At 71.0% G+C, this 19873-nt stretch carries 22 protein-coding genes; 8 read left to right on the plus strand and 14 right to left on the minus strand.

Annotated elements, in window-relative coordinates; genetic code table 11:
* Window positions 1-22 precede the first annotated feature (22 nt).
* Together fabI and fabG are read right to left on the minus strand one after the other, a co-directional pair.
* Window positions 23-784, minus strand: coding sequence for an enoyl-ACP reductase FabI (gene fabI / locus F603_RS0108140; protein WP_019545516.1), 762 nt, complete (start codon window positions 782-784; stop codon window positions 23-25).
* Between the two features lie 4 nt (window positions 785-788).
* Window positions 789-1529, minus strand: coding sequence for a 3-oxoacyl-[acyl-carrier-protein] reductase (gene fabG / locus F603_RS0108145; protein ID WP_019545517.1), 741 nt, complete (start codon window positions 1527-1529; stop codon window positions 789-791).
* Window positions 1530-2035: 506 nt separating this feature from the next.
* On the opposite strand from fabG, the gene tyrS reads away from it, so the two are divergent.
* From tyrS to F603_RS0108160, 3 genes are all read left to right on the plus strand, one after another.
* Window positions 2036-3442: a tyrosine--tRNA ligase gene (gene tyrS, locus F603_RS0108150; RefSeq protein ID WP_019545518.1), complete on the plus strand. Its 1407-nt coding sequence runs from the start codon at window positions 2036-2038 to the stop codon at window positions 3440-3442.
* Window positions 3443-3572: 130 nt separating this feature from the next.
* Window positions 3573-3926 carry a DUF3099 domain-containing protein gene (locus F603_RS0108155; RefSeq protein ID WP_019545519.1) on the plus strand — a complete coding sequence of 118 codons (354 nt, stop codon included), beginning with the start codon at window positions 3573-3575 and terminating at the stop codon, window positions 3924-3926.
* 210 nt (window positions 3927-4136) lie between these two features.
* Entirely contained in the window at window positions 4137-4373 is a 237-nt protein-coding gene (locus F603_RS0108160) for a hypothetical protein (RefSeq protein WP_019545520.1), read from the plus strand.
* Window positions 4374-4388: 15 nt separating this feature from the next.
* Here F603_RS0108160 and moaA read toward each other — a convergent pair whose 3' ends face one another.
* From moaA to F603_RS0108175, 3 genes are all read right to left on the minus strand, one after another.
* Entirely contained in the window at window positions 4389-5378 is a 990-nt protein-coding gene (gene moaA / locus F603_RS0108165) for a GTP 3',8-cyclase MoaA (RefSeq protein ID WP_019545521.1), read from the minus strand.
* A gap of 179 nt (window positions 5379-5557) precedes the next feature.
* Window positions 5558-7207, minus strand: coding sequence for a solute symporter family protein (locus F603_RS0108170; RefSeq protein ID WP_026328239.1), 1650 nt, complete (start codon window positions 7205-7207; stop codon window positions 5558-5560).
* Window positions 7204-7575, minus strand: coding sequence for a DUF485 domain-containing protein (locus F603_RS0108175; RefSeq protein WP_169379059.1), 372 nt, complete (start codon window positions 7573-7575; stop codon window positions 7204-7206). Before F603_RS0108175 ends, F603_RS0108170 begins: the two co-directional genes overlap by 4 nt.
* A gap of 333 nt (window positions 7576-7908) precedes the next feature.
* Between F603_RS0108175 and F603_RS0108180 the strand changes: the two genes are divergently transcribed.
* Window positions 7909-9399, plus strand: a complete 1491-nt coding sequence (locus tag F603_RS0108180) for a S8 family peptidase (protein WP_019545524.1) — start codon at window positions 7909-7911, stop codon at window positions 9397-9399.
* Between the two features lie 106 nt (window positions 9400-9505).
* On the opposite strand, the gene F603_RS0108185 is transcribed toward F603_RS0108180, so the two are convergent.
* Entirely contained in the window at window positions 9506-10405 is a 900-nt protein-coding gene (locus tag F603_RS0108185; RefSeq protein WP_019545525.1) for a sterol desaturase family protein, read from the minus strand.
* A gap of 211 nt (window positions 10406-10616) precedes the next feature.
* Here F603_RS0108185 and F603_RS0108190 point away from each other — a divergent pair, with 211 nt between their 5' ends.
* From F603_RS0108190 to F603_RS0108200, 3 genes are read left to right on the plus strand one after another with little or no spacing between them, the layout of a single operon-like run.
* Window positions 10617-11630, plus strand: a complete 1014-nt coding sequence (locus tag F603_RS0108190) for a DEDDh family exonuclease (RefSeq protein WP_019545526.1) — start codon at window positions 10617-10619, stop codon at window positions 11628-11630.
* A 25-nt stretch (window positions 11631-11655) separates the two neighbouring features.
* Entirely contained in the window at window positions 11656-12495 is an 840-nt protein-coding gene (locus F603_RS0108195) for an SURF1 family cytochrome oxidase biogenesis protein (RefSeq protein ID WP_019545527.1), read from the plus strand.
* A gap of 47 nt (window positions 12496-12542) precedes the next feature.
* Window positions 12543-13304 (plus strand): SDR family oxidoreductase, encoded by a 762-nt coding sequence (locus F603_RS0108200; RefSeq protein ID WP_019545528.1) that lies wholly within the window; start codon window positions 12543-12545, stop codon window positions 13302-13304.
* A 53-nt stretch (window positions 13305-13357) separates the two neighbouring features.
* On the opposite strand, the gene amaP is transcribed toward F603_RS0108200, so the two are convergent.
* From amaP to F603_RS0108225, 5 genes are all read right to left on the minus strand, one after another.
* Complete coding sequence (gene amaP, locus F603_RS0108205; protein ID WP_019545529.1) at window positions 13358-13984, minus strand: alkaline shock response membrane anchor protein AmaP; 627 nt, start codon at window positions 13982-13984, stop codon at window positions 13358-13360.
* 16 nt (window positions 13985-14000) lie between these two features.
* Window positions 14001-14642 (minus strand): DUF6286 domain-containing protein, encoded by a 642-nt coding sequence (locus F603_RS0108210; protein ID WP_019545530.1) that lies wholly within the window; start codon window positions 14640-14642, stop codon window positions 14001-14003.
* Window positions 14639-15007 carry an Asp23/Gls24 family envelope stress response protein gene (locus F603_RS0108215; RefSeq protein WP_019545531.1) on the minus strand — a complete coding sequence of 123 codons (369 nt, stop codon included), beginning with the start codon at window positions 15005-15007 and terminating at the stop codon, window positions 14639-14641. Before F603_RS0108215 ends, F603_RS0108210 begins: the two co-directional genes overlap by 4 nt.
* A gap of 45 nt (window positions 15008-15052) precedes the next feature.
* Window positions 15053-15244 carry a hypothetical protein gene (locus F603_RS0108220; RefSeq protein WP_016907249.1) on the minus strand — a complete coding sequence of 64 codons (192 nt, stop codon included), beginning with the start codon at window positions 15242-15244 and terminating at the stop codon, window positions 15053-15055.
* A 61-nt stretch (window positions 15245-15305) separates the two neighbouring features.
* Complete coding sequence (locus tag F603_RS0108225; protein WP_019545532.1) at window positions 15306-15779, minus strand: Asp23/Gls24 family envelope stress response protein; 474 nt, start codon at window positions 15777-15779, stop codon at window positions 15306-15308.
* Window positions 15780-15977: 198 nt separating this feature from the next.
* Between F603_RS0108225 and F603_RS0108230 the strand changes: the two genes are divergently transcribed.
* Window positions 15978-16772, plus strand: coding sequence for a hypothetical protein (locus F603_RS0108230; RefSeq protein WP_019545533.1), 795 nt, complete (start codon window positions 15978-15980; stop codon window positions 16770-16772).
* A 6-nt stretch (window positions 16773-16778) separates the two neighbouring features.
* Here the strand turns inward: F603_RS0108230 and F603_RS0108235 are convergent, their stop codons facing one another.
* From F603_RS0108235 to F603_RS0108245, 3 genes are all read right to left on the minus strand, one after another.
* A complete protein-coding gene (locus F603_RS0108235) occupies window positions 16779-17558 on the minus strand; it encodes an enoyl-CoA hydratase/isomerase family protein (protein ID WP_019545534.1) in 780 nt (259 codons plus the stop codon).
* Between the two features lie 76 nt (window positions 17559-17634).
* The gene (locus F603_RS0108240; RefSeq protein WP_016907245.1) at window positions 17635-17856 is read right to left on the minus strand and encodes a helix-turn-helix domain-containing protein; all 222 of its coding nucleotides are present in this window, start codon (window positions 17854-17856) and stop codon (window positions 17635-17637) included.
* Window positions 17857-18207: 351 nt separating this feature from the next.
* The gene (locus F603_RS0108245; RefSeq protein WP_019545535.1) at window positions 18208-19806 is read right to left on the minus strand and encodes an ABC-F family ATP-binding cassette domain-containing protein; all 1599 of its coding nucleotides are present in this window, start codon (window positions 19804-19806) and stop codon (window positions 18208-18210) included.
* Window positions 19807-19873: the final 67 nt, after the last annotated feature.

The raw sequence follows: 19873 nt of genomic DNA on the forward strand, positions 1-19873 counted from the left end.
GGCGGACGGCGCTCGCGGCAGGTCAGGCGCCCATCATGTGCACGCCGCCGTCGACGTGGACGATCTCGCCCGTCGTCCGGGGGAAGAAGTCGGAGAGCAGCGCGACGACACCGCGTCCTGCGGGCTCCGGGTCGGTGAGGTCCCAGCCGATCGGGGCGCGGTGGTTCCACACGTCGGCGAGCTCCTCGAAGCCCGGGATCGACTTCGCGGCCATCGACTTGATCGGTCCGGCCGAGACCAGGTTGCAGCGCACGTTCTGCTCACCGAGGTCGCGCGCGAGATAGCGGCTCGTCGACTCCAGGGCGGCCTTGGCGACGCCCATCCAGTCGTACTTCGGCCACGCGGTCTGCGCGTCGAACGTGAGGCCGACGACCGAGCCGCCCTGCGGCATAAGCGGCAGCGCAGCCGTCGTCAGCGACTTCAGCGAGAACGCCGAGACCTCCACCGCGGTGCTGACGTCCTCCCACGTCGCGTTGAGGAAGTCGAAGGCGCCCTCCGGGCCGAACGCGACGGAGTGCACGACGCCGTCGAGCCCGTCGACGTGCTCGCGGACCCGGTCGGCGAGGGTGTCGAGGTGCTCCTGGTCGGTCACGTCGAGCTCGATCACCGGCGCCTCCTTCGGCAGCCGCTTGGCGATCCGCTGCACCAGGGAAAGGCGGCCGAAGCCGGTGAGGACGACCTCGGCGCCCTCCTCCTGCGCCACCTTGGCGGCGTGGAAGGCGATCGAGCCGTCCGTGATCACACCCGTGACGAGGATGCGCTTGCCAGCGAGGATTCCGCTCATTTCTTCAGTGACCCATGCCCAATCCGCCGTCGACGGGAATGACGGCTCCGGTGATGTACGCGGCTTCGTCGGAAGCCATGAAGCGCACGGAGGAGGCGACCTCCTCCGGTTGCGCGTAACGCCCCATCGGCACCTGCTTGACGATGTCCTCGCGCTGCTCCTCGGAGAGCGCCTGGGTCATGTCGGTGTCGACGAAGCCGGGCGCGACGACGTTGCAGGTGATGTTCCTCGAACCCAGTTCACGCGAAAGGGAGCGGGCGAAGCCCACGAGCCCCGCCTTGGAGGCCGCGTAGTTGGCCTGGCCCGCCGAGCCCAGCAGACCGACCACCGAGGAGATCAGCACGATGCGGCCCTTGCGGGCGCGGAGCATGCCGCGGGAGGCGCGCTTGACGACGCGGTAGGTGCCGGTGAGGTTGGTGTCGACGACCGAGGCGAAGTCCTCCTCGGACATCCGCAGCAGCAACTGGTCGCGGTTGACACCGGCGTTGGCGACGAGCACCTCGACCGGGCCCTGGGCCTCCTCGACCTCCTTGAACGCCCGGTCGACCTGCTCGGCGTCGGTGATGTCGCACTTGACGGGGGTGCACCCCAACTCCAGCAGCTCGGCCGGGGGCTCGCCCGAGCGGTAGGTGAAGGCGACCCTGTCCGCCTCGCCCTCGCTGCCCCTGCCCGCCTGCGCGAAGGCGCGCGTGATGGCGAGGCCGATCCCGCGGTTGCCTCCGGTGACCAGTACTGAGCGGCTCAAGGAAGACCACCCTTTCTGCGAGTCTTCTGCGAGGGGCCGAGGGGCAGGCGGCCCCGGTCCGGCCTCAACGCCCTGTCGTCATGGGCTGACTTGGCGCGGTCGCCGTGCGGCCCCTTGCGCGGGGCGTGCGCCGGCGGCGCGGGTGAGCGGTGCATGTGGGAGCACCGCGACTACGCCCAGGGGAAACCTATCGGTCGTCGGAAGCGGCGACGGAAGCGGCCGGTGACAGCAGGCTCCGCCTCCTGCTGTCGAATCCCTACAGTCGTCGGACGAGGCCGACGGCGCCCGTCGCACGTCGCGGAAGCGGTCACAAGGACGGCAGGTGGCGGCAGTTGTCGTGGTCCGGGTGGCAGGCGCGCCTGTCGTGCACCGGCGAAACCGGCTGGCCGGAAAGGCGCACAGCGGCGAGAATCCTCCGCGGAGAGCGGTCGGCCGCGTGACGTGGCCGACGGCCGCCGCACATAGACTCTCCCCGACCCATCGGTACCGATACACAGGACAGTGACGTGACACGCCTCGGCGACTCCGTACAGCGCGCCAGTGAACTGCTGGCACAGGACCTCTCCGCAGAGGAGACCATCGAGCGGCTGCTGGAGGAGACCGGGTCTCGGCGGTATCTGGACCTCGGGGACCTCTCGCCGCAGGAGCAGGCGGCGCTGGTCGGCTCGCGCACCGTCGACCTGCTCCCGTCGGAGGAGCAGCTCGCCGAGCGGATCGAGAAGCGCAGGGCCGAGGGCCGCGGCCTCCACGTCAAGCTGGGCATCGACCCGACGGCGGCCGACGTCCACCTCGGCCACGCGGTCCCGCTGATCGTGCTCAGCCGCTTCCAGCGCATGGGCCACGACGTCACCCTGATCATCGGCGACTTCACGGCGAAGATCGGCGACCCCTCGGGGCGCACGGCCGAGCGTCCGCCGCTCACCGACGAGGACATCGCACGCAACCTCGCCGGCTACCAGGACCAGGTGAAGCCGTTCTTCGACTTCGAGAAGGTCGACTTCCGCCACAACAGCGAGTGGCTCGGCGGCTTCACCTTCGGCCAGCTCCTCAGTCTGCTCTCCCAGATCCCCGCCTCGTCGCTGCTCCAGCGCGAGGACTTCCGCAGCCGGCTCGCCGACGGCTCGGGGCTCACCATGTCCGAACTCCTCTACCCGGTCGCCCAGTCGCTCGACTCGGCCGAGCTCGGTGACGACGTGGAGCTCGGCGGCGTCGACCAGTTGCTCAACCTCCAGATGGGCCGCCGCGTCATGGAGGCGTACGGGCAGCAGCCGCAGCTCGTCGCGACGCTGCCGCTCGTCGAGGGCACGGACGGCTCCGGCGCCAAGATGTCGAAGTCCAAGGGGAACTACGTCGGTCTCCGGTCCACGCCGCAGGACGTCTTCGGCAAGATCATGTCGATCCCGGACCGGCTGATGGTGCCGTACCTCCGCGCCTGGACGGAGTGGACGGACGCCGAGATCGCGGCGGTCGAGGCGCGCGTCGCGGAGCGTTCGGTGCACCCGATGGACCTCAAGCGGATCGTGGCGGGCGAAGTCGTCACCGCTCTGTACGGGGTACGCGAGGCGATGGCGGCGCGCGAGCAGTTCGCCGCGCAGTTCTCGCGCAAGTCGTTCTCCGACGTCGGCTCGCTGCCGAGCGTCGAGCTCGCCGAGCACGGCGGGGACGGGATCGCCTCGGTCCTCACCAAGGTGCTGGAGTTCACGCCGAGCGCCTCGGGTGCCCGGCGCCTCGCGAAGCAGAACGGCCTGCGGCTCGTCGTCGAGCCGCCGGAGGGAGAGCAGCGCACCGTGGTGCTCAGCGAGACGGATGCGCTGCGTCCGCTCGGCGAGGTCGTCCGCGAGCAGGTGTCCGAGGACGGTGCGGCCGTCTACCTCAAGGCGGGGCGGAAGCTCGCCGTCGTCGCCGGGGCGTAGCCCCCAAGGCGACTTTGCCTGCCGGTGCCTGCCCCTGTATGTGCCGGTTGCCTCGGGCGGCGTACCGTGAGAACGGACCGGTCGCTCGGGGCGGCCGGAGCGGAACCACAGTGAGCAGGTGAGGAGCGCGATGCCCAAGCAGCGGAGCGCGGAGGTCTTCCGGATCACGGGTGCCCGCAAGGGACTTGACGAGGACGTGCGGGGCAGACAGCGCCGCTACGTCATCTCCATGCTCGCCCGCACCCTTGCCGTGGTCCTCACCATCGTGCTCTGGAACGTCGAAAGGCCGCTCGCCGTCGCCACGTTGGTCCTGGGCATGCTGCTGCCGTACGTGGCTGTGGTCGTCGCCAACGCCGGGCGGGAGAACGCCCCCTCGCTGCCGTCCTCGATCGTGCCGACGCCCTACCGCACCGAGCTGCCGCCGTCCCAGACCCGTCCGGAGAGCACGCAGGGCACCAACGGGCCCGCGGACAGCCAGCGTTGACCTGGCTCTTCCGCGCAAGCTCAGGAAAAGCTCAGATCAATCATGCAGTTCGGTGCACCGCACAGGGTCCGTCATGCCATACTTCAGGAGCGCTCCGCATCCCCCGTCGGAGCGACTGACCGACGCCGGGCGGCTCCCCCCGTGGCTGCCCGGCGTCGTTTGTCTCCACCCCGGTTCGGGTGGACGCACCGGCGCGGGGATGATGGAAGTGTGTTTCCCTCCTCTGCCGAAGGCCCCGAATCCCCCGTCTGCTCCGCCAAGGGCTGCCGTGCCGCTGCCGTCTGGGTGCTCGCCTGGAACAACCCGAAGCTGCACACGCCGGAGCGCCGCAAGACGTGGCTCGCCTGCGAGGAGCACCGTGAGTACCTCGCCAAGTTCCTCGGCGCTCGCGGGTTCCTCAAGGACGTCGTCCTCCTGGCGGAATGGCACGAACCGGGCACCGACTGAGGCGCCCACCCCGGCTCACCCCCCGATCGCCGACATCGGGCGCTGCGGCTGGACGAAGGACGGGTCGTCGATCCCGGCGCCGGCTTTCTTCCCCCACATCGCCTTTCGCCACAGCTCCGCGACGTGTTCGTCCGAGGCGCCCTCGCGGAGGGCTCCGCGCAGGTCGGACTCCTCGGTCGCGAAGAGGCAGGTACGCACCTGACCGTCGGCCGTGAGCCTGGTGCGGTCGCAGGCGCGGCAGAAGGGGCGGGTGACGGAGGCGATCACGCCCACGCGCTCGGGGCCGCCGTCGACGATCCAGCGCTCGGCCGGTGCGGAGCCGCGGGCCTCGTCGGGTTCGGGCTCCAGGCGGAAGCGGGAGCGCAGGGAGGCGAGGATGTCACCCGCGGTGATCATCCCCTCGCGTTGCCAGCCGTGCTGGGCGTCGAGCGGCATCTGCTCGATGAAGCGGAGCTCGTACCCGTGCTCGACGGCCCAGGCGAGCAGTTCCGGGGCCTCGTTCTCATTGAGGCCGGGCATGAGGACGGTGTTGACCTTCACCGGTTCCAGTCCTGCCTCCTTCGCCGCGCGGAGGCCGGCGAGGACGTCGGCGTGACGCTTGCGGCGGGTGAGGCGGTGGAAGACCTCGGGGTCGAGGGTGTCGAGGGAGATGTTGATGCGGTCGAGGCCGGCGGCGGCCAGGGCCTGCGCCGTGCGCTCCAGGCCGATGCCGTTGCTGGTCAGCGAGAGCTTCGGCCGCGGCTCCAACTCGGCGCAGCGACCGACGATTTCGACGAGCCCCCGGCGCAGCAACGGCTCACCGCCGGTGAATCGGACCTCCTCGACGCCCAGGCGAGTGACGGCGATGTGCACGAGCCGCACGATCTCGTCGTCGCTGAGCAGGGAGGGCTTCTCCAACCACTGCAACCCCTCTTCGGGCATGCAGTAGGTGCAACGCAGGTTGCAGCGGTCGGTGAGCGAGACGCGCAGATCGGTGGCCTTGCGTCCGTATGTGTCGAGCAACATGCAGGCAGCCCCTCCCACGGGTGTGGTGCACTGCCTGGAACATTACGTGACGACACTGACAGACGATACGCCCGCACTCCTCCCGGACACCCGCGACCTGCGGGGAGACGGGCGGCACGACCGCCAACACGCGGCCGGCGCCCCCGAGTCGGGGCCGCCGGCCGGTGCGGTTCGCGGGCTCAGTGGGCGCCGGTACCGGTCATGGAACGCACCTCCAACTCGGCGTACTTCTCACCCTGCGCCGCCTCGTCCTTCGACCAGAGGGCGCCGAGGAAGCCGGCGAGGAAGCCGACCGGGATGGAGATCAGGCCGGGGTTCTCCAGCGGGAACCAGGAGAAGTCGACGCCGGGGAACATCGAGCTCTCCGCGCCCGAGACGACGGGCGAGAAGAGGACCAGCCCGACGGAGCTGATGAGCCCCGCGTAGATCGACCACAGGGCGCCTCTGGTGGTGAACCGCTTCCAGAAGAGGCTGTAGAGGATCGTCGGCAGGTTCGCCGAGGCGGCGACGGCGAACGCCAGGGCCACGAGTCCCGCGACGTTGAGGTTGCCCGCGAAGATGCCGAGCGCGATCGCGACGCCGCCGATGAGCACCGCGGAGATCCGGGCCGCCTTCACCTCCTCCTTCTCCGACGCCTTGCCCTTGCGGATGACGTTGGCGTACAGGTCGTGCGCGAACGACGAGGACGAGGCGAGGGTGAGCCCCGCGACCACCGCGAGGATCGTGGCGAAGGCGACGGCCGAGATCATGGCGAGCAGGATCGCGCCGCCCGTCGAGTCGGCGCCGCCGCCGATCTCCTGGGCCAGCAGTGGCGCCGCCGTGTTCCCCGCCGCGTTGGAGTCGGTGATCGTCTTGGGGCTGAGCAGCGCCGCGGCGCCGAAGCCGAGCGCGATCGTCATCAGGTAGAAGACACCGATGATGCCGATCGCCCAGAGCACCGACTTCCGGGCCGCCATGGCGGTCGGGACGGTGTAGAAGCGGATCAGGATGTGCGGCAGCCCCGCGGTGCCGAGGACGAGCGCGATGCCGAGCGAGAGGAAGTTGATCTTCGACGTGGCGTCGGCGCCGTACTGGAGCCCCGGTTCCAGGAAGGACGCGCCCTTTCCGCTCGTCTCCGCCGCCGCGCCGAGGAGTTCGGAGACGTTGTAGCCGTACTTGTGGAGGACGAGCACGGTGATGATCAGGGTGCCGACGATGAGGAGGCACGCCTTGATCATCTGGACCCAGGTCGTCCCCTTCATGCCGCCGATGGTCACGTAGAGGATCATCACGACGCCCACGAGGACGACGATCAGGTTCTTGCCCGCATCGCCCGTGATGCCGAGGAGCAGCGCGACGAGCGCACCGGCACCGACCATCTGCGCAAGCAGGTAGAAGATCGAGACGATGATCGTCGAGATGCCGGCAGCCGTGCGCACCGGGCGCTGCCGCATCCGGTAGGCGAGGACGTCGCCCATGGTGTAGCGCCCGGAGTTGCGGAGCGGCTCGGCGACGAGGAGCAGTGCGACGAGCCAGGCGACGAGGAAGCCGATGGAGTAGAGGAAGCCGTCGTATCCGTAGAGGGCGATGGCGCCCGCAATGCCGAGGAACGACGCGGCCGACATGTAGTCACCGGAGACGGCGAGGCCGTTCTGGAAGCCGCTGAACTGGCGGCCGCCTGCGTAGAAGTCGGTGGCGTCCTTGGTCCTGCGCCCCGCCCACACCGTGATCACCAGGGTGATGACGACGAAGACCGAGAAAAGTGTGATGATCAGCGACCGGTGCTCGGAGGCGCCCTCGGCGGCCGCCAACTGCACTGCAGGCGTGGCCAGTTGGTAAGTGGCGCTCATGCGTCCCCCCGTGTGCCGTGCTCGGACTCAAGACGGTTCTTGATCGCCTCGCCCTTGGGGTCGATCTTCGCCGCCGCGAAGCGCGAGTACCACCAGGCGATCAGGAAGGTGGTGACGAACTGGGCCAGGCCGAAGATGAAGGCGACGTTGACGTTGCCGACGACCTTGACGCCCATGAACCCGCCCGCATAGTTCGAGAGCAGGACGTACAGCACGTACCAGACGACGAAAGCGATGGTGAGCGGAAAGACGAACGTGCGGTACGTGCGGCGCAGTTCGCCGAACTCCTGGCTCTGCTGCACTTCCGTGTAATCCGGTCCCGGCCGCTCCGGCGGCCCGGAGCTCCCTTGCTCTGGGGCGGTGTCCACAGTGACTCCAGACGGATCGTTAGGTGGGAAGAAGCTGACTACGGGTACGCCTCTCTGGCAACTCGGGCTCGTTCGAGTGCAGTTGAGAAGAGGCCCGGCTGCTCGGTGACGCGCATCGTAGATCCGCAACCGGCGTGGCAACAGGGGTTTGTTGTTGATACGCGGAAGACACATCGCTGCGGTACGCCCCCGTCACACACACCTCGATCTTTCCTTCGCTATCCGTTGCTGTTTCACACCTCACAGCGATAAGTTCCCTCGTCTGTGGACAAGTTCAGACGACATGGAGACCCCGTGGATTCCAGACCTTCCAGACGTAGACGCGCCCTGGCGATGCCGCTCGGGCTCGCGCTGACCGCGACGCTCGGCCTGACCGGAGCGGCTGCCGCCAGCGCGCAGGGGTCGGCGGACGCCGCACCCGCCAAGACCGGCGAGAAGCTGAGCTACGTCGTCAACACCGGTACGGACGCGCGTACCGTCAAGCGCGTCAAGAAGGAGGTCGCCGCAGGCGGCGGAAGCGTCGTCGCGACGTACCAGAAGATCGGCGTGATCGTCGCACACTCGGAGAACCCGAAGTTCGGCGAGCAGATGCGCGCCCTCGACGACGTCGACTCCGCCGGAGCGACGCGCACCGCCCCGCTCAAGGCTGCGGGGACGACCGACGTCGGCAAGCCGAAGTTCGTCGACGAGGCCAAGGCGTCCGCCACCGCCAAGGCGAAGGCCGCGGGCGAGGAGCCGCTCGAACCGCTCCAGTGGGACAAGCGCGCCCTCAAGGCCGACGAGGCGAACAAGATCAGCGAGGGCAGCAAGAAGGTCACCGTCGGCGTCATCGACACCGGCGTCGACGACACGCACCCGGACCTGGCGCCCAACTTCGCGGCGAAGCAGTCCGCCAACTGCGTCGGCGGCAAGGCCGACACCTCCAAGGGCGCATGGCGCCCCTACGACAAGGCCGAGGACTACCACGGCACGCACGTCGCGGGCATCATCGCCGCGGCGCGCAACGGCCAGGGCGTCGCCGGCGTCGCGCCGGGCGTCGACGTCGCGGCGATCAAGGTGAGCGAGCCGACCTCGTCGCTCTTCTACGCCGAGGCCGTCGTCTGCGGCATGGTCTTCGCCGGCGACAACGGCATCGACGTCACCAACAACAGCTACTACGTCGACCCGTGGCAGTTCACCTGCCAGGACGAGGACGACCAGAAGGCGATCTTCGACGCGGTCAACCGCGCCACCCGCTACGCCGAGAACAAGGGCACCGCGCACGTCACCTCGGCGGGCAACTCCTCGCTGGACCTGGCGGCGCCCGAGCTCGCCGACGACACCAGTCCCAACGACTCGGAGCCGGTCGAGCGCACCGTCGACACCTCGGTCTGCAAGGACCTGCCCGCGCAGCTCTCCAACACGGTGTCGGTGGGCGCGTCCGGCGCGGAGAACCTCAAGTCGTACTACTCCAACTACGGCATGGACGAGATCGACGTCACCGCCCCCGGCGGCGACCGCCGCTACCAGACGCCCGAAGCCCCCGCGAAGGACGGCGGCGTCCTCTCGACGATGCCCGACGGCGAGTACGCGTACCTCCAGGGCACCTCGATGGCCGGCCCGCAGGTCGCCGGCGTCATGGCGCTGCTGAAGAGCGAGCACCCGAAGTCCAGCCCGCAGGAGCTGCGTTGGCTGCTGAAGGCGCAGGCGGAGACCCTCCCCTGCCCCGAGGACTACGACCCGGACGGCGAGGGCACCTACGCCGCGAAGTGCACGGGTCTGCCCGGCAGCAACAGCTTCAACGGCCACGGCCTCGCGGACGCGCTCGCCGCGGTCACCGAGTGACGGTCTGAACGCCCCGGTCTCCGGGGAGCACCACAGCGGAGGGGTGGAGCCACGGCTCCGCCCCTCCGTCGCACGTCCAAGTCCCTTGCATCGCAAGGTGGTTGACTCAGCCTTTCGCCGGCTTCTGCTCGGCCCGCGGCTCCGCGGCACCGGTCTCGGCGGGCCGCGCCCGGACCTCCGGCTGCCATCCGGGGCCGCGGAAGAGCCGCCCCGCGCGCTCCCGCCAGCCGTGCGCCGCGCGCAGGTCGCGGCCGATGGCGACGTACTCGTGGGTGGCCACGCGCAGCGGGTTGTAGGTGTCGATGTTCTTCGTCAGGCCGAAGACGCACGGCTCGGTCTCCGGCGTGAAGCTGCCGAAGAGGCGGTCCCAGACGATGAGGATGCCGCCGAAGTTCCGGTCGAGGTAGCCGCCTTGGGAGGCGTGGTGCACTCGGTGGTGCGACGGCGTGTTGAAGAGCCATTCGACGGGGCGCGGCAGCCTGCCCACCCGCTCGGTGTGCACCCAGAACTGGTAGACGAGGTTCGCCGACGAGCAGAAGGCGAGAGCGGCCGGGTGGACGCCGAGTGCGATCAGCGGCAGGTAGAACGGCCAGACGCTCCAGCTCGTCCACGGCTGCCGCAGCGCGGTCGTGAAGTTGAACTTCCGGCTGGAGTGGTGGACGACGTGGCACGCCCACAGGATGCGCACGACGTGGTGGCCGCGGTGCGACCAGTAGTAGAAGAAGTCCTGGGCGAGGAGCATCAGCGGCAGCGACCACCACGCGATCGGCACCCGGAGCGGGGTGAGTTCGTACACGGCCGCGTAGACCGCGACGATCGGTATCTTCCACAGCGCGTCGAAGACGAGGCTCCCCACGCCCATGGTGACGCTGGTGGCGGCGTCCTTGGCCTCGTATCCGGCGGCGTCCTCGTCGGGGCGGAGCCGGTAGCCGACCATCTCGACCACGGTGAGGAGGACGAAGGCGGGGACCGACCAGAGCACGACATCGGGCAGGTTGGCTGGCATGCCAGCACGGTAGAGCTGCGCCCCGCGGGCCCACCAGGGGTCGTTACCGAGGAGTACGGAAACCTCTCCCCCGCCGACGAACTCCCGTGCGTCCGACCGGGGTTGGACGATGGTGCACGGGCGCCTGACGGCACGCCGTACGCGCGTTGCGTCGCCCGTGGGAGGGACGGGGGTGCGGCACTGTCAGTAGCGCCCCGTATTCTCTGGGACCATGCTCGACAAGCACACGGCACCCTCCGAAGGGACGGCCCCCCGCACCGTCCCCGCGCAGCCCGCCGCCCCGCACTGGCCCGCGGCCTACCCGCACGGCTACGCGGTCGTGGACGTCGAGACCACCGGCCTCGCCAAGGACGACCGCATAGTCTCCGCCGCCGTCTACCGCGTCGACGCCAGAGGCGAGATCGAGGACCACTGGTACACACAGGTCAACCCCGAACGCGACCCCGGGCCCACCTGGATTCACGGCCTCACCGCCGAAGAGCTCGCCCGTGCCCCGCGGTTCGCCGAGATCGCGGAGGAGTTCGCCGAACGCCTTGCCGACCGCGTGCTCGTGGCGCACAACGCCGTCTTCGACTGGTCGATGATCGCCCGCGAGTTCGCGCGAGCGAAGCGGACGGCGCCGGTCAACCGCCGCCTGTGCACCATCGCGCTCTCCAAGGAGCTCCGACTGCCGCTCCCCAACCACAAGTTGGAGTCGCTCGCCGCGCACTTCGGCGTCGTCCAGCAGCACGCACACCACGCCCTCGACGACGCGCGCGTGCTCGCCGAGGTCTTCCGCCCCAGCCTCCACCAGGCCGCGGCGCAGGAGACGCAGTTGCCGCTCCTCGCCTGCCGCCCCCTCACCGAGTGGTCCGACCCGGTCGTCCGCGGCACCTCCAGCGGCGGACGCCCGTACGGCCACGGCTGGCGCCCGTCGAGGAAGCGCCCCGCCTGTCCCTTCCCCAACCCGGGGCGGTACCAGCCGGGCGGCTGCCTCGTCCAGGGGATGCGGGTGGCGATCTCCGGCGACACCACCGTCGACCGCGAACTCCTGGAGGACCGCGCGATCGAGGCCGGGCTGCACATCTCGGGCAGCGTCTCGCGCCTCACCAGCCTCCTCGTCACCAACGACCCCGAGGCCGCCACCTCCAAGACGACGAAGGCCCGCACCTTCGGCACCCCGGTCGTCGACGAGGCCGCGTTCAGCCAACTCCTCCAGACGGTGGCCCCAGCGCCGAACCGCTGACACCCTTTGGGTACGGTCATGGAGTGTGTACCGCTTCCTGCTGACCCGCCAATGGGTCGCACTCACCCTCCTCGGGCTCCTGCTGATCCCGGTGATGATCAAACTGGGCTTCTGGCAGTACCACCGCCACGAGGACAGAGTCGCCAGGAACGACCAGGTCGCGGCGGCGCTCGCCGCCCCCGCCGTCCCCGTCGACCGGCTCACAGGCGTCGGTGAAGGCCCCGCCAAACAGGCGAAGTTCCGCACCGTCACCGCCGAGGGCCGCTACGACACCGCGCACGAGGTGCTGGTACGCCACCGCACGGGCCCCGACGAGCAGACGATCGGCTACTTCGTCGTCACCCCGCTCGTCCGCGCCGACGGCACCGCTGTCCTCGTCAACCGCGGCTGGTTCGAGGGCGACGGGGACCAGACCAAGCAGCAGGAGGCCCCCGCCCCGCCGTCCGGCGAGGTCGAGGTGACCGGTCGCGTCATGCCCGACGAGACGACCGAGGCCAGCGGCATCCGGGACACCAAGGGCCTGCCCGACGGCCAGGTGATGCTGATCAACAGCGGGCAGCGCGCCGCGGACCTCGAGGGGCCGCTCCTCGGCGGCTACGTGCAGTTGGAGAAGAGCACACCGACGGGCGGCAGCGGCCAGCCCGAGGTGCTCCCCGAACCCGACCACAGCGGAATCGGCCCGCACATGGCGTACGCGATCCAGTGGTGGCTCTTCACCGGCGCCGTGCCCGTCGGCTGGGTGGTGCTCCTGCGGCGCGAGTTGAAGGAGCAGGCGGCCCCCGGCACCGGGACGACGGCCGAGGCGTCGCCACCGCCCGAGGCGGACGGGCCGGCGCCGCAACCCGCGCAGGAGAGCGCCCGGTAGCGCGGACCCCGTGACGCGCGCCGTACACCGTGGAGGAGACTGCTCCCATGGATCTTGGACTGAGCAACCGCGTCTACATCGTCACCGGGGGCACCCGCGGCCTCGGTTTCGCCACCGCACGGCAACTCGTCTCCGAGGGCGCCAAGGTGGTCGTCTCCGGGCGGACGGAGCAGGCGGCCGGTGACGCGGCCGAGGCGCTCGGCGCGGACTCGGCCGTCGGCGTCGCCGCCGACAACGCCGCCGAGGACACCCCCGACCGCCTCATCGCCGCGGCCCGCGAACGGTTCGGCGGCTTCGACGGCGTCCTCGTCAGCGTCGGCGGCCCGCAGGCCGGGCTCCCCGCCGACCAACTCACCGACGAGCAGTGGCGTTCCGCCTTCGAGACGGTCTTCCTGGGCGCCGTCCGCCTCGCCCGCGCCGCGGTGCAGGAGCTTGGCGAAGGAGGCGTCGTCGCGTTCGTCCTCTCCGGCTCCGTGCGGGAGCCGATCGGCGGCCTCACCCTTTCCAACGGCCTGCGCCCCGGGCTCGCCGGTTTCGCGAAGACCCTCGCCAACGAGGCGGGCCCGCGCGGCATCCGCGTCCTCGGCCTCCTGCCGGGCCGCATCGCGACCGAGCGCATCACCTACCTCGACTCGGTCAGCGGCGACGCCGACGCGGCGCGCTCCCGCCAGGAGTCCGGCATCCCGCTCCGCCGCTACGGCACCCCCGAGGAGTTCGGCCGCACCGCGACGTTCGTCCTCTCCCCCGCCGCCTCCTACCTCACCGGCGTGATGCTCCCGGTCGACGGCGGCAGCCTCCACGCGATCTGAGGCACGCGGCCCCCGGCACGCGCCGATGTCGAGGCGCGTGCCGGGGGCTCCGCCTAACTCACGCGCTCCGCACGGTGCTTGGAGCTGCGCAGCCGTACCTCGGCCGGCAGCTCCTCCAGCCCGGCCGAGGTACGCGCACGCGTCAGCGCCCCGGTGCGGAGCCGCACCATCTCGGGACCCGGCTCCGCGTGCGCCGCCAGCGTCAGCCCCACGCGCACCCGCGGCCGGCGCCGCTTGCCGAGCAGCACCGCACGGGCCCGGTCGACCCCTGGCAACTCCTCGGCGTCGGCGGCGAGTACGTTCTCCAGCGCTCTGCCCCGCAGCAACGCGGCCGACCTCTCTGCGGCAGGACCCGCCTCGCCCTCGGCGCCCGGCGTCTCGACGAGCACCTCCTTGAGCCGGTGCTGCCGCAGTTGTGCCAGCAGCCACCACAGCGAGAGCACGACGAGGAGCCCGAGCACGGCGAAGACCACGGGCCACCACCATCCCTCGCCCGTCCACCGCGTCCGGTCCTGCTCCGAGAGCACCGCGTCCCCGCCCACGCGCCACGGCCACCACGAGGGCATCGAGAACCCCCAGCGGTACGGCAGGTCGAGGCCGCCGACGAGAGCGCCGAGGCCGAGTACGAGCAGCACCAGCCCGATCACCCCGACGACGACCCGGTTCACGATCCGCAGCATGGTTCCCGCCTCCGCCTCATCGCTTCGCCGGACGTCGGACGCGGACCGAAAGGGAGAGCGGCCGGTCGAGCCCCAGCTGCCTGATCCCCTCGTCCAGCGCGGCGTCCACGTCGGCCCGGACGAGGTCCAGGTCCCGGAAGTGCGCTTCCGCCCGCGCCCGCACCTTCCCGCGTCCGACCAGCACGCGCACCGACTGCACCCCGGAGACGTCCATCGCCCGGTCGCGCAGCACCAGTTCGGCCGCGCTCCGCTCCAGCCCCGCACGCACCTCGGGCGACTCCCTCCGCATCGAGAGCACCGTCCGCAGCCCGGGGGTGAGCGCCATGACGATCAGCACCACTCCGAGCAGCGCCGCGAACGACGCCCCCGCGAGGACGGGGACGCTGTCGATGCGGGTGGCCGCCAGCTCCTCGGCGAGCGAGCGCCGCCAGGACATCGCCTGCTGCCGCGCGCGCACGGCGGCGACGTCGTAGAGAAGCAGCCCGGACGCCGCCAGGATCAGCAGCGCGAGGAGGGCGGCGGGGACGCGTCTCGCCGACCAGAAGCGCCCACCCCGCCGGGCGGGTGCCTCGGGGTCGTAGACCGCGGAGGAGGCCGACTGCTCCAGCCCGCCCGCGGGCGGGTACGCCTTCTCCAACGTGACGTGCTCGTCGCTCATCTGACCCTCCCCGGAGCCTCGCCGTCGAGCTCGGCGGAGTGCAACCGCTCCACCTCGACGGAGACGTCCGGCACGTCCATGCCGACAAGTTCCCTTACCCGCTTGGCGACTTGGCGACGCACCGCCCCGCACTGGGCCCCGATGTCGGACGGGTAGCCGAGCTCCAGCACGACGCGCACCCGCGCCGACCACTCCCGCACCGTCACGTCGGCGCCCGGCAGCCGCGCCGGCGGGTCCTGCTTCGTACGCGCACGCCCCGCCGGCCGCAGCGCCTCGCGCGCGGCCTGCGACGCGACCTTCGCGACGACGCGGTCGGAGACCTTCAGCGATCCCCGCTCCGCGCTCGGCACCTCACCCGGGTCCACGGCACCACCCCTCCTTCCCAGCCCTGTACGTCCCGGCGCCGAACGTCACCTGCGTCGCCCGCCCTCGCGCGTCGAACGGAAGAACTCGCCCGGCTCCAGGTCGCCGTCGGCGAACCTGCCGGCGACGAATCCGATGGCGCCGAGCGCCGCAACAAGCAGGAAAGCGCCGAAGCCGCCGAAGTATCCGGCGAATCCCAGCGCCATACCGGCGAGCAAGCCGATAGCAGCCATGTTCATGGTGTGCGCTCCTTCGCTGAAGTCGCCGGGCGGCGCACGTCGCGCGGCCCAGAGGCCGCGGTCACTGCAGCCGCGGCCGGTCCTCGTCCTCGTCCTCCTCGTCGGGGAGCTTCACGTCGCTCACCTCGATGTTCACCTCCACGACCTCCAGGCCGCTCATCCGCTCCACCGCCGAGACGATGTTCTCCCGCACGGCACGTGCGACGTCCGGGACGGAGACGCCGTACTCGACGACGATCTCCACGTCGAGCGCCGTCTGCACCTCGCCGACCTCTGCCTTGACGCCGCGCGAGACCGACTTCCCGCCCGGGACCCGGTCCTTGACGGCGCCGAGGGTGCGCGCCAGGCCGCTGCCCATCGCGTGGACACCGGTGATGTCACGGGCCGCAAGCCCTGCGATCTTCTCGACGACGCCGTCGGCGATCGTCGTCCGGCCGCGCGCCGCCGGGTCTCCCCCGCCGCGGCGGGCGTACGTCCGCTCGCCGTCGCCTTCGCCGCGCTGTCGCTCGCCGGCCGCCGTTTCGCCTTCGGACATGCCTGGGCCCCTTTCCGGGAATGTGGAGGACGTGCCTCGGCCCGCGCCTCGCCGTTCCGGTGCCACACTAAGCGTGCTCCGCCAGGCACGGCTCGCACATGCACGGCCGAAAGGGTGGCGCTGCCCGCCGGGTGGCCCCGGTGGGGCACTGTGGTGGTGACGCGGGGCGCGTCCGCACCGCGGAGAGGAGTGAGCCGGATGCCCGTCGACACCCTGGCCGAGGCGGTGCGCCAGCGGCTGAGCCTCGGCAGGCTGCTGCCCCTCGGCGACCCGGCGGACGCCGCCTGGATCGCCGAAAGCGCCGCCGTCGCAGTGCTGCTGAGAGCCGTGGAAGATGTCCGAGGGGTGCGCACCGAGGAGCTGCGCCTCTCCCAGGACCCGGACGACGCGGGTGAACCGGTCGTGGAGCCCCCGCCGAGCGCGCTCCCTCCCGGACCTCTCCGCCTCACCGCGACGCTCTCGGCGTCGGGCGCCGAGCCGTTCCCCGCCGCGGCCGAGCGGCTGCGCACCGCCCTCCTCGCCGCCGCCGACGAGCGGCTCGGGCTCCGCGTGCACGCGGCCGACCTGGAGGTGGTCGGGATGCTCGAGGCCGAAGAGGACGCCGGCGGCGAGAGAAACGCGCCCGACGGGCCAACCTCCGCGCGCACCGCGGAAGTTCATGATTCCGGCGCGTCCTCGGACTCCGGCGACGGCGGCGGGCGGCAGGGCCTCGCCGCGGCCGTGACCGCCGCCGTCCGCGCGGTGCCCGGCGTCGCGGACACCTCGTCGCGTCTCGGCTCGACCCTGCGCCGGCTCGGGCTCCGCGACGAGGAGGTCGCCGTGGAGCCGGGGCCCGACGGCCAAGAGGCCCATCTCCTCGTGCAGTTGGCCACGAGGCCGGGCCACGGCCCGCTGGACACCGCACGCGCCGCGCGCAGGGCCGCGCTCGATGCGGCTGCGGCGCAGGGGGCTTCGGCGACGGCTGCGGTGCTCGTCACCGACGTCGGCGCGTAGGGCTGCTCAGTCGGCGACGGCGAAGACGTCCCGCAACCGCCGTCCCTGTGCCGCCCGTTCGGCGGCGCGCTGCTCGTCGAGCGAACGCCCGGCGGCACCGGCGAGGAGCGCCTTCGTCTCGACGACGGCGTCGCGGGGCGGGGCGAGGAGCGCGGCGGCGAGGTCGGCGACGGCGCCGTCGAGCTGGTCCGCGGGGACGACGAGGTTGGCGAGGCCGCAGCGTTCGGCCTCCTCCGCGCGTACGTACCTGCCCGTCGCGCAGATCTCCAGCGCACGCGCGTAGCCGACGAGGGAGACGAGCGGCCGGGTGCCGGTGAGGTCGGGGACGAGGCCGAGGCTCGTCTCGCGCATGGCGAACTGGACGTCGTCCGCGCACACGCGCAGATCGCAGGCGAGCGCCAACTGGAAGCCCGCGCCGATGGCATGGCCCTGCACGGCCGCAACCGTGATCAGATCGTTCCGCCGCCACCAGGTGAACGCCTCCTGGTAGGCGGCGATGGTCTCGTCGAGCTGCTCCTCGGGGCCCTGCGCCATGCTCAGGAACGACTGCTCGCCCTCGAACCCCTCGGGCTCGAACGCCTGCCGATCGAGCCCGGCGGAGAAGGACTTGCCCTCACCGCGGAGGACGACGACGCGCACGTCACCGGGGACCGCGCGCCCCGCCTCGACGAGCGCCCGCCACATGGCAGGCGTCTGGGCGTTGCGCTTGGAGGGGTTGGCGAGCGTGACCGTGGCCACGGCACCGTCCCTGGTGAGCCGTACGCCGTCCTTCTCCAGCAGGGTCATCGGGCATCCTCCGGTGGTTACTCAGTGGCTTAGTTAACCGAAGAGTAACCACCGGGAGCGGTGCTCGGAAGGCCGGTCAGGACGAGGCCGACTTCTTTCCCCGCGTTGCTCCGCCGCGGCCACGGAGGGTCACGCCGGATTCGCTCAGCATGCGATGAACGAAGCCGTAGGAACGGCCCGTCTCCTCGGCGAGCGCCCTGATACTCGCACCGGAGTCGTACTTCTTCTTGAGGTCTGCCGCGAGCTTCTCGCGCGCGGCGCCGGTCACCCGGCTGCCCTTCTTCAGAGTCTCGGCCACCCGTGCCTCCTCGTGGGAAGTGCGCTCTGTGACTCTCATGATCACCCCTCCTCCGGGTTCTGGCCACCCATTCGGCAAGGTCCGTGCGAGAGACCCATGCGTCTGCATCCGCCTACAGGCCGGTGGAATTGGGGATTCCGCCACGCTCCGCAGCCGCCGCCGTGCAGCACCGCGCGGAACCGGCAGGTCAGCGGGGAGGTCGCGCGAGCAGGCGTGCGGCACGGTGCGCTACCGCACGCCGGGCGCCCGCGGGTGGGACGCGAGGGGGGTACGAGCCGCCCTCACGCAGATGAAGGATCAGCGGTCGGCCGAATGATCCAGACGGGATGGATCACGCTCGGGCCCACCGGCTCACGCGAGGGCGACGAGGTCGGCGTACTCGGCGCTCCAGAGGTCCTCGACCCCGTCGGGGAGCAGAATGATCCGCTCCGGCTGGAGCGCCTCGACCGCGCCCTCGTCGTGCGTCACGAGGACGACGGAGCCCGTGTAGGTGCGGAGCGCGCCGAGGATCTCCTCGCGGCTCGCGGGGTCGAGGTTGTTGGTCGGCTCGTCGAGGAGCAGGACGTTCGCCGAGGAGACCACGAGGGTCGCGAGCGCGAGACGGGTCTTCTCGCCGCCGGAGAGGACGCCGGCCGGCTTGTCGACGTCGTCGCCGGAGAAGAGGAAGGAGCCCAGCGTCTTCCGGATCTCGACGAGGTCCATGTCGGGGGCCGAGGAGCGCATGTTCTCCAGGACGGTGCGGTCCGGGTCGAGCGTCTCGTGCTCCTGCGCGTAGTAGCCGAGCTTGAGTCCGTGCCCCGCGACGACCTTCCCGGTGTCCGGCTCCTCGACACCGCCGAGGAGCCGCAGCAGCGTCGTCTTGCCCGCGCCGTTGAGGCCGAGGATGACGACGCGGGAGCCGCGGTCGACCGCGAGGTCGACGCCGCTGAAGATCTCCAGCGAGCCGTAGGACTTGGAGAGGTCCTCGGCCATCAGCGGTGTCCGGCCGCAGGAGGCCGGCTCGGGGAAGCGGAGCTTGGCGACCTTGTCGGACCGGCGCTCCTCCTCCAGGCCCGAGAGGAGCTTCTCCGCGCGGCGGGCCATGTTCTTGGCGGCTACCGCCTTCGTCGCCTTGGCGCGCATCTTGTCGGCCTGCGAGTTGAGGGCGGACGCCTTCTTCTCCGCGTTGGCCCGCTCCCGCTTGCGCCGCTTCTCGTCGTCCTCGCGCTGGACGACGTACTGGTGCCAGCCCATGTTGTAGATGTCGAGCGCCGAGCGGTTGGCGTCGAGGTTGAAGACCTTGTTGACCACGGTCTCGATCAACTGGACGTCGTGGGAGATCACCACGAGGCCGCCGCGGTAGGACTTGAGGAAGTCCCGGAGCCAGACGATGGAGTCGGCGTCGAGGTGGTTGGTCGGCTCGTCGAGGAGGAGGGTGTCGGCGTCCGAGAAGAGGATGCGGGCGAGTTCGACGCGACGCCGCTGGCCGCCGGAGAGGGTGCGGAGCGGCTGGTCGAGGATGCGTTCGGGGAGCCCGAGACTGGCGGCGATCGTCGCGGCCTCGGACTCGGCGGCGTAACCGCCTTTGGTGAGGAACTCGGTCTCCAGACGCTCGTACTTGCGCATCGCACGCTCACGCTGCGTGCCCTCCGCGCTCGCGATCAGCTCTTCGTTCTTCCGCATGCCGTCGATGACGCGGTCGAGACCGCGGGCGGCGAGGATGCGGTTCCTCGCCAGGATGTCGAGGTCCCCCGTGCGCGGGTCCTGGGGGAGGTAGCCCACCTCGCCGCCGCCGCTGATGGTGCCCGCCGTCGGGGTGCCCTCGCCGGCGAGGCACTTGGTGAGGGTCGTCTTGCCTGCGCCGTTCCGGCCGACGAGGCCGATGCGGTCGCCGGGCGCGATCTGGAAGCTGGCCGACTCGATCAGGACGCGGGCGCCGACGCGCAGTTCAAGACCGGAAACGGTGATCACAGAGAACTCCAAGGCAGGAAAAAGGACGTGCGTACTGAGGTCTGCGGCGGACGGGCGCGACGTGGTC

The sequence above is a fragment of the Streptomyces sulphureus DSM 40104 genome, assembly GCF_000381025.1.
GTDB lineage: Bacteria > Actinomycetota > Actinomycetes > Streptomycetales > Streptomycetaceae > Streptomyces > Streptomyces sulphureus.

What these genes read in the sequence shown, in the direction of transcription:
- fabI (WP_019545516.1), bottom strand. Translation starts at nt 784, where the DNA reads ATGAGCGGAATCCTCGCTGGCAAGCGCATCCTCGTCACGGGTGTGATC.
- F603_RS0108155 (WP_019545519.1), top strand. Translation starts at nt 3,573, where the DNA reads ATGCCCAAGCAGCGGAGCGCGGAGGTCTTCCGGATCACGGGTGCCCGC.
- moaA (WP_019545521.1), bottom strand. Translation starts at nt 5,378, where the DNA reads ATGTTGCTCGACACATACGGACGCAAGGCCACCGATCTGCGCGTCTCG.
- F603_RS0108170 (WP_026328239.1), bottom strand. Translation starts at nt 7,207, where the DNA reads ATGAGCGCCACTTACCAACTGGCCACGCCTGCAGTGCAGTTGGCGGCC.
- F603_RS0108180 (WP_019545524.1), top strand. Translation starts at nt 7,909, where the DNA reads ATGCCGCTCGGGCTCGCGCTGACCGCGACGCTCGGCCTGACCGGAGCG.
- F603_RS0108185 (WP_019545525.1), bottom strand. Translation starts at nt 10,405, where the DNA reads ATGCCAGCCAACCTGCCCGATGTCGTGCTCTGGTCGGTCCCCGCCTTC.
- F603_RS0108190 (WP_019545526.1), top strand. Translation starts at nt 10,617, where the DNA reads ATGCTCGACAAGCACACGGCACCCTCCGAAGGGACGGCCCCCCGCACC.
- F603_RS0108200 (WP_019545528.1), top strand. Translation starts at nt 12,543, where the DNA reads ATGGATCTTGGACTGAGCAACCGCGTCTACATCGTCACCGGGGGCACC.
- amaP (WP_019545529.1), bottom strand. Translation starts at nt 13,984, where the DNA reads ATGCTGCGGATCGTGAACCGGGTCGTCGTCGGGGTGATCGGGCTGGTG.
- F603_RS0108210 (WP_019545530.1), bottom strand. Translation starts at nt 14,642, where the DNA reads ATGAGCGACGAGCACGTCACGTTGGAGAAGGCGTACCCGCCCGCGGGC.
- F603_RS0108220 (WP_016907249.1), bottom strand. Translation starts at nt 15,244, where the DNA reads ATGAACATGGCTGCTATCGGCTTGCTCGCCGGTATGGCGCTGGGATTC.
- F603_RS0108225 (WP_019545532.1), bottom strand. Translation starts at nt 15,779, where the DNA reads ATGTCCGAAGGCGAAACGGCGGCCGGCGAGCGACAGCGCGGCGAAGGC.
- F603_RS0108230 (WP_019545533.1), top strand. Translation starts at nt 15,978, where the DNA reads ATGCCCGTCGACACCCTGGCCGAGGCGGTGCGCCAGCGGCTGAGCCTC.
- F603_RS0108235 (WP_019545534.1), bottom strand. Translation starts at nt 17,558, where the DNA reads ATGACCCTGCTGGAGAAGGACGGCGTACGGCTCACCAGGGACGGTGCC.